Raw genomic sequence first — 12,102 nt, 5'->3', positions numbered from 1 at the left:
CCGCTATGCCGTCCTCACTTGAAGGTAGTTGTCGCAGTAGATCTCCCTGTTGAGAAGCACGCTGGCCGTCCGCAACGCGTCCATCAGTTCCTGGTCCAGCGGATCCAGGATGGCTCCGTCCAGACCCATGGCCATGGCCATCGTGAGGAACGTGCGGTTGATGAGACTGCGATTGGGCGCACCCTGTGAGACGTTGCTTAGCCCCACCATGATGTGCGGGGAGGGCTCGCACAGGGCCCGGAACGACGGGATTGCCCCCAGTGCCTCGGGGCCCTGCGCCTGCGCGGCGCTGACCGGCAGCACTATGGGATCAAGGTACAGCCGGTCGGTCGGCAGGCCGGCCTCCATGGCGCGGGCCACGATCGTCAGCGCGATCTCGGCCCGTGCCTGGGCGTTGCGCGGGATGCCGCGCTCGTCTATGGTCAGCCCGATCAGCCCGGCGTTGAACTCCACCGCCAGCGGGAGCAGTGCGTCGAGCTTCTCCGCGGCGCCCGTCGTGGAGTTGATGACGGCGTAGCCCCGGCAGGCCCGCAGCCCCGCTGCTATCACGGCCGGCTTGGGGCTATCCAGGGACAGCGGCACGTCCACCGCATCCTGGACGGTCTGCACCAGCCAGGTCATGACCTCGGCCGGGTCGTCCCCTGTCGGACCGGTGTTGAGGTCCAGGGCGCTGGCCCCGGCGCTCACCTGCTTCCTGGCCAGATCCACTATCGCGTCCTTGTCACGATCCCGTATCGCACGGGCCACCGACCGGAACATGCCGTTGATCCGCTCACCTATGATGAACATCTGCTTCCTCCTATGCGGTCGCCGCGGCCGCGCTCAGGTCGGCGATCGCCCGCCTGGCGGCAGCCGCCGCCTCAGGGTGCATCATGACCAGGATATCGGCCCCGGCATGCAGGAAAGAGGTTGCGGTAATCGCCTCCCAGGCCGGCCCGCGCCATGACTCCGAACCCCATACCGGCTGCGCGGCTTCAGGCAGCTTGGCCTCCTTGGCCTTCCAGGATTCCTCGGCCGAGAGGGTGAGCATCGGCTGCGCCAGCATCTTGTCGCCCTGCAGACCGGCTATGCGGATCCGCTCCATGATCGAGTACTCGTACTCCAGGCCGTAGCCCAGCGACGCGTTCCCCGGGTGAAGCACGATACGGCCGGGGGAGATCCCCATCTCGGTGATGAGGATGTTTAGCTGCTTCTGGATGTTGACGTCAATCGGGGATTCGGCCAAGACCGAGTGGCCGTCTGCCAGACAGGAGACCACCAGCGTCTTGTAGTTCTCGGGCGTGGCCACACCGATCAGGCAACGCTCTCCCTTCGTTGCCTCCGTGACGCGCGGCCAGACCTCATTGTCCTTGTCGGCATGGCCGCATCCCAGGATGATCAGGGGCACGGGTACGGCTTCCAGAACCGACCGCACCGTGGCCACCGCCGCGTCCGGCGAGGCGTCCGTCCAGTCGGGATGAGGGCTGTTGAGGCGCAGGCAGATCAGCTCCGCCCCGTAGGCCTCGACGCACTTGCGCGCCCAATCCGCGGGCGAGCCCGAGACGTCACCCAGTTGCTTCCGGAGAGCGTCGGGCCAGTCCTGGGGCACCGCGTCCAGAACCTCCATCGCCACCACCGGGGGGTTGGGGCTGGGAGCATCCCCCGGAAGGAACGGCAGCGCTGCGTGCCCGCCCACGGTCACCGTACGGGCGCGCGTTCCGCCCTCCGAAGCCGTGGCGCCGATTGTAACGGCAAATACCTTGCCAGGCCAGGTTTCTCTCACCAGCTCAACGGTCACCTGATCACCCCTCCTTGCGTATACGGTTGGCGGCAGCCACCAGCCGCCGGGTCGTCAGCTCTGCCAGCGCGGTCACCACCTCGGCATCCAGGTATCCCTGGACCGAAGCGTCGAACACCACCGAAACGCTGGGCGCAAACTCCTCATCGCCTTTCCACATCAGGTAGGCCACCGGTACCCGCGGGAGCGCCGGTATGCACAGCGATACGTCGCCCTGGTCGAGCGGCTCGCCGTCCAGTTTCCTGCCTGCCTCCAGCAGGAGCGCAGGGTCTGGACCAAAGGCCTTGAGGATCGGTGCCACGACCCGGCCGCGAAACGAGGCCAGATACCCTGCTCCGCCGGGAAGCTGCTCGAACGAGATCCACCGGCCCTCGCGAGGGCTGCCGGTGGACTCCAGTAGGTAGAGCAGCAGTAGGATGGCCACGCTTACCTCGGCCGGTTGGCCCTCGGCGTCCAGCACAACACCCTCCGGATACGCAACCGTGTAGTCGCGCCCGACGCAGCGCAGCCCGATCCGGTCCGGACCGAGCAGCGTCGCACCGCTGCGGGTGACGAGCGGGTTGAGGGGCTGCGCGCCGATCTTGGCGCGCAGGCCGTCGTAGGTCCCCTGATAGATGCTCATGCTCGCACCGGTGCCAGCGGCCCTACCGCCGCCAGCATCTCCGTCACGGCACGCGCTGCCGGGGAGTCGTCGGGAAGTTCCAGCATCGGCCGTCCTTCCAGTTCGTAGGCGGCCACCAGCGGGTCCTCGGGCACCACACCGGCAACGCGGATACCGCCCTCGCCGAAGACGCGCTCTACCGCGGATGGGATCTCACTGGCCCGGTTGATCACCAACGCGATCTCCCCGACCGAGAGGCCGAGTCCCCGCACGAGGTCCTGAATGCGCCGCGCCGCTTTGATTCCGGCCATGCTGGGGTCGCTCACGATCAGCAGCAGCCCGACGTCGCGCGTGGTCCGCCGGCTGATGTGCTCCATCCCTGCTTCGTTGTCCATCACCACGAAGGGGTAACTGCCCATAAGGCGGTCCAGGTGTTCGCGCAGCAGGTGGTTGGCCGCGCAGTAGCAGCCGGCTCCTTCCGGTCTACCCATTACGATCAGGTCAACGCCCTGGCCCTCAGCCAGGCAGTCTTCGAGATGGTACTCGAGATACATCGCACGCGGGACCGTGACCGGAACATCCCGCATGCCCCGCGTCTCTTGCAGGACGTCCGAGATCGCACGGTCCGGCCGCAGCCCCAACGCCGCGTCCAGGTTCGTGTTGGGATCCGCATCCACTGCCAGGATCGGGGTCTTGCCCAAACGGCGCAGGGAACGGACGATGAGCCCGGCCATGGTGGTCTTGCCTGTTCCCCCCTTGCCGGCCACCGCCACCACGAACGGCACCTTCACTCCCTCCTCAGTCCTGCCTGCCCAGTTGCGCGCACGCGCGCGGGAACCGGGCGCAGTCGGTGTGTGGGAGGAACGTGGCCGAGACATACTCCTCCATGAAGCCGGTGTCGGTGCTGAGCTCCCGATAGGTCATCTTCTGCGCCACCTCGGCGGCCCGGCGCCAGGCTTCATGCGAGAGCAGGGCCATCTTGGCGCCTGTCACCGATCCGTTGCCGATGAAGGTGATCCGCTCCACCGGCACGTCGGGGAGGAGGCCGATCAATATGGCCTTGGGGATGTCCAGGTAAGTCCCGAAGCCGCCGGCGACGTAGATGCGTTGGATGTCGCGGATGTCAATGCCTAGCCGCCGTGTAAGAAGGGCGCCGCCAGCGTAGACGGCCGCCTTTGCCCTCAGGAGGTTCTCAATGTCCGCCGAGGTCAAGACGATGTCGCGGCCTGCCGCGCTTTCCCCGGAGGGCACGACCACCGCCTCGAGACCGTCCGGACCTTCCCTGACGACAGGCGCGTCGGGCCGCAGCCGGCCCGCGCGGTCCAGGTATCCGGCCAGCAGCAGTTCCGCCAGCAGGTCAACCAGTCCGGAACCGCAGATGCCCCGGGGCCTTCCGCCTCCGATGGTTACCCAGGTGAGCCCTCCGTCAGGGCCGACCTTGACACGCTGCACCGCTCCCAGGGCCGCACGCATCCCCCAGGTGATGCCGCCTCCCTCGAACGCCGGGCCTGCGGAGCACGCGCAGCACACCAGGAAGTCGCGGTTTCCGATCACCGTCTCGCCGTTGGTACCCACGTCAATGAGCATGGAGAGCTCTTCGGTGCCATCCATGCCCGCGGCCAGCACGTCGGCGGTGATGTCCCCGCCGACATAGCTGCTGACCCCGGGCATCCAGGCCACCATTGCGTGGTGGTTCACGCGCAGCCCCACCTCTCCGGCCCGGTAGGCCGGAGGCATGGAGATCACCGGGATGTAGGGCTCCCGGCGTATCTCGGCCGGAGGAAGCCCCAGGAAGAGGTGTAGCATGGTGGTGTTGCCCGCCAGCACCGCGCCGACGATGTCGTCCCGGGCCACGCCGTGCGCCTGCGCGAGCCCGCCGATCAGGACGTTGGTAACGCCCAGGGCAGCGTCCCGCAGCCTGTCGAGTCCGCCGGGTTCACCGGCGTGAATGATGCGCGAGATCACGTCATCCCCGTAGGTGGCCTGCCGGTTGAGCGCGGCGGCCGCGCCCAGGGTGGCACCGCTCGCCAGGTCCACCAGGTGCACAACGATGGTCGTCGTGCCCACGTCCACGGCCGCGCCGTACAACCCGGACGTGGTCGCACCTGGCCGGAGCGCGACGAGCTCGTGCGCGCCGTTTGTGCGCGCGAGCACCGCGGTGACCTCCCAGTTGGCGTCGCGCAGTACCTGCGGCGCCGTGCGGAGAACGTCCAGGGGAACCATGAGGTCTTGGATGCCGCCCTCCCGGCGTAGTTCACGGGTCAGGCGGTTGAGGTCACTCAGGCAGTCGTGAATCGTCGGCTGCGGAAGCTGCAGGGCAAGGGCAAACACTAGCGGATCCCCGGCGGGCTGGACCGCGGCGACCGGGCGCTCGCCCACGGCCTCCTCGGGAATCGGCATGAACGGACCATTTCGCTCCGCCCCGGTGAGGATCTGCTCGCCTTCCAGCCGTGAGAGTTCGGAGACGTCCACGGTGACGTCGCCGGTCACGTGGCTCAGGCAGGCCAGGATCTCCCCCCCGCCCGGGACCCTGCCACCCTCGTCCACCTCCGCCTCGCCGGCGACGATCCGAACCCGGCACCTCCCGCAGATGCCGCGCCCGCCGCAGACGCTGTTCAGCGGGATCCCAGCCGCGAAGGCCGCGTCCAGGAGGGTCTGCCCTGCCTCGGCCGCGACGGTCCGCGCATCCGGTTGGAACCTGACGGTCGGTCCCGCCACTACCCCACCACTTCCTCACGGCTCCTCAACTGCTGGCCGCGGCGCTCGCCTGCTTCCACTGCGTGCGCATGAAGGCCGGAATACCCGCGGACTCGCGCGGCCCCACCAGGACCTGCCAGCCGCAGAGCTCCTCCAGTTTCCCGCTGAGGGCGGCTATGCCGCCGGGAATGACCATGCGGCGGTGGCCGACGCGCTCGGCGATTTGCGACTCCCCGACTGTCTTGGCGATGGTCTCCGCGTTGAACTTGTCCGCGGCCCAGGCGGTCATCACGGACATGCCTTCGGTGTTGACCACGACCACCCAGGCCGGGGTCCGGCTGGCCTCAGTATCGGCTTCCACGGTGAAGTACGTAAGCGAGAAGTTGGTCGTCACCAGCACCGGCGAGGTTTCATCGGGCGCCCCGACGGTGTGGATCCCGGACTCCACCTGGATCGGCTTCTGAGGATCGGTGTAGATGTTCTGGCGGGCGGTTACCAGCGCCAGCGCCTGCCATGGCTCCAGCTCATCGGTCACGACCAGAGCAGCGTACTTGGCGATGTACGCGGCCGCCTGCACCGTCTGGTCCAGCGGATTGCCCGCAGTCGCGAACGCCATCGCCGGATACCCAAACGGCCGGAAGGTCTTGCGCAGCGCCAGGCGCCGGATCTGCGTCAGGTCCTGCAGCGTCGCGGCGGCCGTCCTGGCACCGCTGTCAACTACGAGGTCGGTGACGCCTGCGGCGGCGATACGCGCCGTCAGGTCGGCCAGCTCGTCGAGGCCCTTCCCTCGCACCGCCAGCGGGCACCCGCAGCTCTTGGCCAGCCGCGCCATCGCCTCCCAGTTCTCCGCTGTCGCGGCGTAGAGCAACGGGCGGTGCTGCTTGACGGCCGACGCGGCCGCGCTCAAGGCGTCGGTCGAGGAACTCACCAGGACCAGCGTGAGGCCCATCTCGGCCGCCAGCGCCGCCGCGGACGCGAACCGCCCGGGGTCCCCGGCGGCGTCCTCGAGCGCCACCAGCTCGACGCGTACCTCCTGACCGACGCGGTCGAACTGGAGCGCCTTGACCCGCTCGAAGGCCGCGCGCAGCTCCTCCGGAGAGCGGTCGGTCCGCACCCGCACGGCGATGGCCGTTGGGTGGTAGAAGGTCTCCTCGTGCCGGAACAGCACGGTCTCCTTCCCCATGACGATGCACTGCTCCGCGGGCCCAACGCTGACCAGCCGGATGGGCGGCGCCGCCGCGCCTGCCAGCGTGGCCTTGGCGTCGTCGCTGGCGTACGGGCACGCGTCAATGGCCACCTTCTTGGTGGCAAGCTGCATGGCGAACGCCAGGCAGGTAGGAAACGCGCACTCCCCGCAGTTCGTCTTGGGCAAGATCTTGTAGATGTCAAGCGCTGTGAGCGGCATGATCTCTCATCCCCTTAGAGCAACGCCGGCATCCGGAGTGCCGGGTGGCCCACTCGCTCCAGATGTGCCACGAGTTCCTCGGCCGTCGTTGCCACGGTCTCATCGGCGATCTTGTCCACGAACCCTTCGTCACCGATATCTTTGGCCCGAATCTCGAGTTTCTCGCGAAGCGCGTCCTTCATCTCCTTGGGCATCCACACCAGGCGTTGCAGCCCGCCGTCGGCCGGGATGAACTTGCGGCTGGCCATGTACAGGCGCCCCACGCCCAGGAAACCGGGGGTCTGAATGCCTCCGCCGACCATCCCTGCCAGGGTGCTGAAGGTCATGCCCAGCGGGGTCATCCCGCTGAACTCGCGGTTGACGATCATGACCCCGTTCGCCTCGGGCACCAGGCCCATGATGCACTCAAAACACCCGCACGATGTCATCGGCGAGTGGATCATCGAGTAGAGACTCACCTGCTCGACGGTCTTGTTGGACTTGTTGTGAACGAAGGCGTTGATGCCCTCGAACACCCCGAGGTTGGCATCCAGGCACGCGCCCTTCTCGATCGGCTGGTTGGGACCTGCGGAGTTGATCTCGTAGCTGGCCTTCCCGTCGAGCCAGTTGTAGGCCCCGCACAGCCCCAGCCGCTCGGGCGAGATGACGCAGACGTGATTGGGCGCGTAGGACTGGCACAGGGTGCAGGAGTAGAAGACGTCCACGGTCTCGTCGGTCATGCCGGCAACGCGCGCGTCGCGCTCGTCCCAGACCTTGCGGGCCTCCTCGATGATGTGCGTGATCTGCTCGGCCTCCGAGTAGACGGTGACCGCGACCTTGTCCACGAGCGCCGGGAACTCCTCCAGGTACTTGGCGTGGAGGATCTCGCCGAAGTGGCGGAGCCGGAACCCGGCGGCCACCGCATCCTTGCTTACCCGTATCCACGGCATGTCGCGCTGGCCTATGTGCATCACACCCATCGCGCCGTTTATGAGCCGGTGAATCTGCCGCTCCAGGATCGGCTCGAAGTCCTTCTGGAGTTTGCGGCCTGCGACGTCAATCAATATGCCCAGAGGCAGGATCCCACCGGGCTCGACCGTGTCCAGGTCGGGTCCGATTACCTCGATCCGCCCGTCCTCGACCTCGTGCAGTTCTCGCCCGCGCAGGAACTCGAACGCAGGCGAGAGCTGGCGGCCGAACTCCACGTGGAGCTGCTCCTTGCGCACACGCTCGCCCTCGAACGCGGCGCTGTAGGAAACCGGGATCGGGATCTTGGTGATCTTCAGCTTCAGCCCCCGCACCTCCACCGCCTTGGCCACCATGCGGTCGTGCGGGATGTTGCTCACCACGTGCTCATAGGTGCAGATGCCGGTGGGTAGTATCTGTGGGATGTCGGTGTCGGCGATGACGGGAAAGCCGAAGTTGATGGCGCCCGCGGCGGTAGCGTACTTCTCTTCGTCAACCTCGCCCAGCGCGAGCACGAAGGCAAACACACGGTCCTTGTTGTAGAGCAGGATCTGGCGGCCCCGGATGTAGTCGCCGGGGGTCAGGCCCCCGAACGTCATCGCCGCTCGGGCCGCGAAGTTCAGCGCGTAGACCGCGGTGCTGGTCTCCCGGCCGTAGGGCACCAGGTAGGTATCCCAAGACATCTCAACGCCTTCCTCGGCGAGCTGCTCCGCCATGCTGCGGCCGTTCGTGCTGCTGGCCAGGAAGACCAGGATGTTCCGCTCCTGCAACTCGCGCGCGAGCTTCACGGCCGCCTCGTTGGTGGGCAGTGCCCCGACGCACGCGGCGAACCCGGGCATTCGGCCGTCCACCAGCTTGATGCCCTGGGTGCGGAGGATCGCGTCGTCGGTGAACCCCAGGAACACCCCGTTGGGCTGCGTGCCGTTCGCGTATCGGAGGGCCTCGATTATCTCCTGGGACATCAGCGTCGCAACCCCCGCGTCGAGCGCGCCTCCCAGGTAGGGCAGCCACATGTTGTCGGTGGGAACCGGCGGCAGCATGTTCCGGGCGATGCGCAGCGGCTCCCACGCGTCCTCGAACGTCTTCACCTTGATCCCGGTCAGCGCCAGGATCAACGGCAGGTGGAAGGCGGTGTTGGGAAACTCCAGGCGATGGCCGGCGCCCTTGGCCTCGATGGCCTCCACGAGTTTGGACTCGGCCTCGCCCACATACTTGTGCGCCCCTTTGATCGCAGCGGTGGCGATGATGCGCGACATGGTTTCTTCCCTCCTACCTGTGTATGGACCGGCGGTCCAGTCTCACCGGAACAGGGCTACGCCCCGACCGCAACGACCTCGTACATCATCGGGCGCAGTTTCAGGGCCTCTCGCTTCTTGTCCAGGTGGGCCACGATGAGCTGCGCTCCCTTGACCGGATCGGACTCGAACGCGAACCGGCCACCTGTTACTCCCTCGATCTCCTGGGTCACGAAGCGCGTGACCGCGTCGCTCCCCAGAATGTTCAGCGACGACCCCAGCACGGTGAGGATGCCGGAGGCGACCGCGTAGAACCCGATCGTTATCGCCTTCTCCGACCACCAGCCGGGCGCGGCGGCGGCCACGGGCAACTCGGAGAAATCGCGGCCGATGCCGCCCTCCTTGACCATCTCGATGCAGGCGGTGAGGATCCGGCTGTTGTCCACGCACGACCCGGCGTGCAGGACAGGTGGGATGCCCACGGTCTCGCAGATCTCCTGCAGGCCCTTGCCGGCGTACTTGAAGGCGGCCTCCGGCTGCAGGAACCCGGCCTTACCGCAGGCGATGGCAGAGCAACCGGTCTGGACCACCAGGACGTCGTGCCGCAGCAGCTCGTGAACCAGATCGAGATGGCACTGGTCCTGGATCTGCTTCGGGCTGTCGCAGCCCACCACGCCCACGACCCCCCGAATGCGGCCGGCGATGATCGCGTCGTTTAGGGGACGCCAGCCGCCCCGGAAGGTACCTCCCAGCATGTGGGTTATGGATTCCGTGGTGAACCCGGCAACCACATCCATCTTGTGGTCGGGGATGACCACCCTGGACCGATCCCTGCGTGCGAAGTTCTCCACCGCGCGTCCGACTATCTCGCGCGCGGACGCGGCGGCCCGGTCCTCGTGAAACGGCACGTGTCTCGTGCCCGGAATGCGGGCCTTCTCCGAGGTTGCGATGATCTCCGTGTGGAAGCAGGAGGCCGCCTCGGTCAGCCCGGGCATGATGCACTGGACATCCACCAGAAACGCATCCACAGATCCGGTCATCATCGCCAGTTCCTGCTGCAGGAAGTTGCCGGCTATCGGAACGCCGCGGCGCATCAGAACCTCGTTGGCCGTGCAGCATATCCCGGCCACGTTGATACCCGAGGCGCCCAACTCCTTGGCCCGCGCGAGCAGTGCCGGATCAGCGGCGGCATCCACGATGGCCTCTGCCAGCATCGGCTCGTGGCCGTGCACCAAGACGTTGACCTGGTCGGCCCGCAGCACGCCCAGGTTCACCTGGGCCCGCACCGGCTTTGGGGTCCCGAAGAGGACATCTTGGAGGTCGGTGGCAACCATCGAGCCTCCCCACCCGTCTGCCAGCGCGCTGCGGATCCCGCCCATGATGAGACTCTGGTAGTCGGTGTCCACTCCCATGTTGGTGCGGTGCATGACGTCCACGATCTCGCGGTCCACGCCCCGCGGTGCAACGCCGAGCTTGCGCCAGATCTCCTGCTGCTTGGCAGGCGCTCGCCCGAGGAAAGCCAACTCACCGTCCTGCTGACCGAACTGCGAGAGGCAGACCCGGGCCACGTCCTCGGCGATCGCGGCCGCACTACGGCCGTCCAGGGCAACCCCGAGTTCAACGGCCAGCGCGCGCAGTTTGACCTCGTCCTTGATGCTGTACCCCGGCGCCTGCCCTCGGGCCGTCATCCGCAGCAACTGGGCCACCGACCGTCCGTGGTCGGAGTGCGCGGCCGATCCAGCGGCCATGTCCCTGGCCAGCCGCCGGGCCGCCACGGTGTCAATGTTGGCGCCGCAGACGCCTATCTGGGGTCGCTTGCTGCCGGGAAGTCCCAGGTTGCAGGGACCGAGATGGCAGATGGTGCAGCAGATCCCCAGTTCGCCCACGCGACATTGGGAGCCCAGAGCCGCGTAGCGATCCCAGATCGTGGCGATGTTCTCGGTCTTGGCGCGCGCCCGCATCTCCACGCTGGCAGGATCCGTTCGGTCCCGCTGCTGGACAGTGTCACTCATTCCCTGACCCTCCCCTGAAATCTGGTTTCAAGTGCGTCTACGAGCCGTGCCACCGCTCCGGCCGCGGCTCCATCTACGGCCGATGCCTGTTCTCCCGCGCGTTCGGATTCCATCAGAGATTCGCTGTAGGGAATCATTCCGATCAGTTCGAGACCGTCCAGGTGGGCGGCCAGGTAGGCCTCGTCGGTAGAGCCCCGGACCTTGTTGGCCACGCCCAGGACCTGCGCGACCCCGATGTCCGCGGCCAGGCGCCTGATGCGGGACGCGGTCTCCAGGCTGGCCCGGCTGGGGTCCACCACGACGAGCAGGGCGTCGGCCGCATGCGCGCTGCGTCGGCCCAGGTGCTCCAGGCCGGCCTCAAGGTCAACGAGGAGGGCCTGGTCGCGCTCGAGGGCCAGGAATTCGATGACCCGGCGCAGCAGCACGCTCTGGGGGCAGGCGCACCCGGCGCCGCCGCGGGTGATGGCCCCTGCCACGACAAGTCGGATGCCACGGTGTACCACGGCGACCCGATCCACGAGATCATCCACGCGCGGGTTCAACCGCACGAAACCGTCGGTGCCGCCGACCCGCTGCTCGATCTCCTCGCGCAACTCCAGAAGGGGCGTAATCGGTTGGGAAGGAAGCCCCAGGGCCGATGCCAGGGTGGGATTCGGGTCGGCGTCAATGACGGTCACTCGGTAGCCGCGGTCAGCCATGGAGACGGCCAGCAGGGCAGTCAGGGTCGTCTTGCCGACCCCGCCCTTTCCCGAGATAGCAAGCTTCATGGGTGCAGTAGGCGCCATCTTCTCCTGCATTATCCCTACCCCCCCACGGGCGAGGCATCGGGTGTGGAGTGGATTCTTGCGCCGGCGTCCCGGTGCCAGGCATCAGGCCGGGCCGGAGCGGCACGCTTCCTGGTTTCGCACATCGGGGGAAGACTGTATTGCACCCGGGCTTCCGGCCTCATATCCTCTAGGACAAACCTGCTTGTCATATCAGGCGCCTTATGGGGGGGTTCTAGTGCGAGCGCGAAGAGGAGTAGTCTGGATCGGCGTTGCAGCAATGCTGGTCGTCGGAGTGGCGGTCTGGGCAAGCGCCAAGGCACCCGACACGGTTCTGTTCAAGCAGACCTACGCTCCCAAGGATGGCACCGACCTGGCCAAGGCCCTGCCGTGCCTGGTCTGCCACTCCAAGATGCCGCCCACCAAGACCGATCTCAATCCCTATGGGGCAGACCTGGCCAAAGCCGCGGCCGGCAAGGCCGTGGACGCCAAGATCCTGCTCGCCGTAGAGAAGCTGGACTCGGACAAGGACGGCGCCAGCAACATCGTCGAGATCAAGGCAGGCACGCATCCGGGGGACCCGAAGTCCAAGCCCAAGTAGCCGCCCGAAGTGATTGCGCCGGGGCTGCCGGCAAAGCAGGTATCAGCCGGCCGGTGGAGTAGTAC

General features: G+C 67.2%; 10 protein-coding genes. 1 reads left to right on the top strand and 9 read right to left on the bottom strand.

What is annotated here, in order from left to right; translation table 11 throughout:
- Positions 1 to 3: 3 nt before the first annotated feature.
- The 9 genes from FJX73_00400 to FJX73_00360 are packed head-to-tail and all read right to left on the bottom strand — an operon-like array spanning position 4 to position 11,469.
- The gene (locus FJX73_00400) at positions 4 to 789 is read right to left on the bottom strand and encodes a hypothetical protein (GenBank protein ID MBM3469244.1); all 786 of its coding nucleotides are present in this window, start codon (positions 787 to 789) and stop codon (positions 4 to 6) included.
- A 10-nt stretch (positions 790 to 799) separates the two neighbouring features.
- The gene (locus FJX73_00395; GenBank protein ID MBM3469243.1) at positions 800 to 1,777 is read right to left on the bottom strand and encodes an acetyl-CoA decarbonylase/synthase complex subunit delta; all 978 of its coding nucleotides are present in this window, start codon (positions 1,775 to 1,777) and stop codon (positions 800 to 802) included.
- A 4-nt stretch (positions 1,778 to 1,781) separates the two neighbouring features.
- A complete protein-coding gene (locus FJX73_00390; protein ID MBM3469242.1) occupies positions 1,782 to 2,399 on the bottom strand; it encodes a DUF3786 domain-containing protein in 618 nt (205 codons plus the stop codon).
- Positions 2,396 to 3,256: a carbon monoxide dehydrogenase gene (locus FJX73_00385; GenBank protein ID MBM3469241.1), complete on the bottom strand. Its 861-nt coding sequence runs from the start codon at positions 3,254 to 3,256 to the stop codon at positions 2,396 to 2,398. The genes FJX73_00390 and FJX73_00385 overlap by 4 nt, the downstream gene beginning before the upstream one ends.
- Positions 3,177 to 5,096 carry a DUF4445 domain-containing protein gene (locus FJX73_00380; GenBank protein MBM3469240.1) on the bottom strand — a complete coding sequence of 640 codons (1,920 nt, stop codon included), beginning with the start codon at positions 5,094 to 5,096 and terminating at the stop codon, positions 3,177 to 3,179. Before FJX73_00380 ends, FJX73_00385 begins: the two co-directional genes overlap by 80 nt.
- A gap of 25 nt (positions 5,097 to 5,121) precedes the next feature.
- Positions 5,122 to 6,480: an acetyl-CoA decarbonylase/synthase complex subunit gamma gene (locus FJX73_00375; GenBank protein ID MBM3469239.1), complete on the bottom strand. Its 1,359-nt coding sequence runs from the start codon at positions 6,478 to 6,480 to the stop codon at positions 5,122 to 5,124.
- 14 nt (positions 6,481 to 6,494) lie between these two features.
- Complete coding sequence (gene cdhC, locus FJX73_00370) at positions 6,495 to 8,681, bottom strand: CO dehydrogenase/CO-methylating acetyl-CoA synthase complex subunit beta (GenBank protein ID MBM3469238.1); 2,187 nt, start codon at positions 8,679 to 8,681, stop codon at positions 6,495 to 6,497.
- A 56-nt stretch (positions 8,682 to 8,737) separates the two neighbouring features.
- Complete coding sequence (gene cooS / locus FJX73_00365; protein ID MBM3469237.1) at positions 8,738 to 10,672, bottom strand: anaerobic carbon-monoxide dehydrogenase catalytic subunit; 1,935 nt, start codon at positions 10,670 to 10,672, stop codon at positions 8,738 to 8,740.
- Positions 10,669 to 11,469 (bottom strand): carbon monoxide dehydrogenase, encoded by an 801-nt coding sequence (locus tag FJX73_00360; GenBank protein ID MBM3469236.1) that lies wholly within the window; start codon positions 11,467 to 11,469, stop codon positions 10,669 to 10,671. Before FJX73_00360 ends, cooS begins: the two co-directional genes overlap by 4 nt.
- A 247-nt stretch (positions 11,470 to 11,716) precedes the next feature.
- On the opposite strand from FJX73_00360, the gene FJX73_00355 reads away from it, so the two are divergent.
- Positions 11,717 to 12,037 (top strand): hypothetical protein, encoded by a 321-nt coding sequence (locus tag FJX73_00355; protein MBM3469235.1) that lies wholly within the window; start codon positions 11,717 to 11,719, stop codon positions 12,035 to 12,037.
- Positions 12,038 to 12,102: the final 65 nt, after the last annotated feature.

The sequence above is a fragment of the Armatimonadota bacterium genome (assembly GCA_016869025.1).
In the GTDB taxonomy this organism is placed as follows: domain Bacteria; phylum Sysuimicrobiota; class Sysuimicrobiia; order Sysuimicrobiales; family Humicultoraceae; genus VGFA01.
This window is presented reverse-complemented; position numbering and strand designations above follow the sequence as displayed.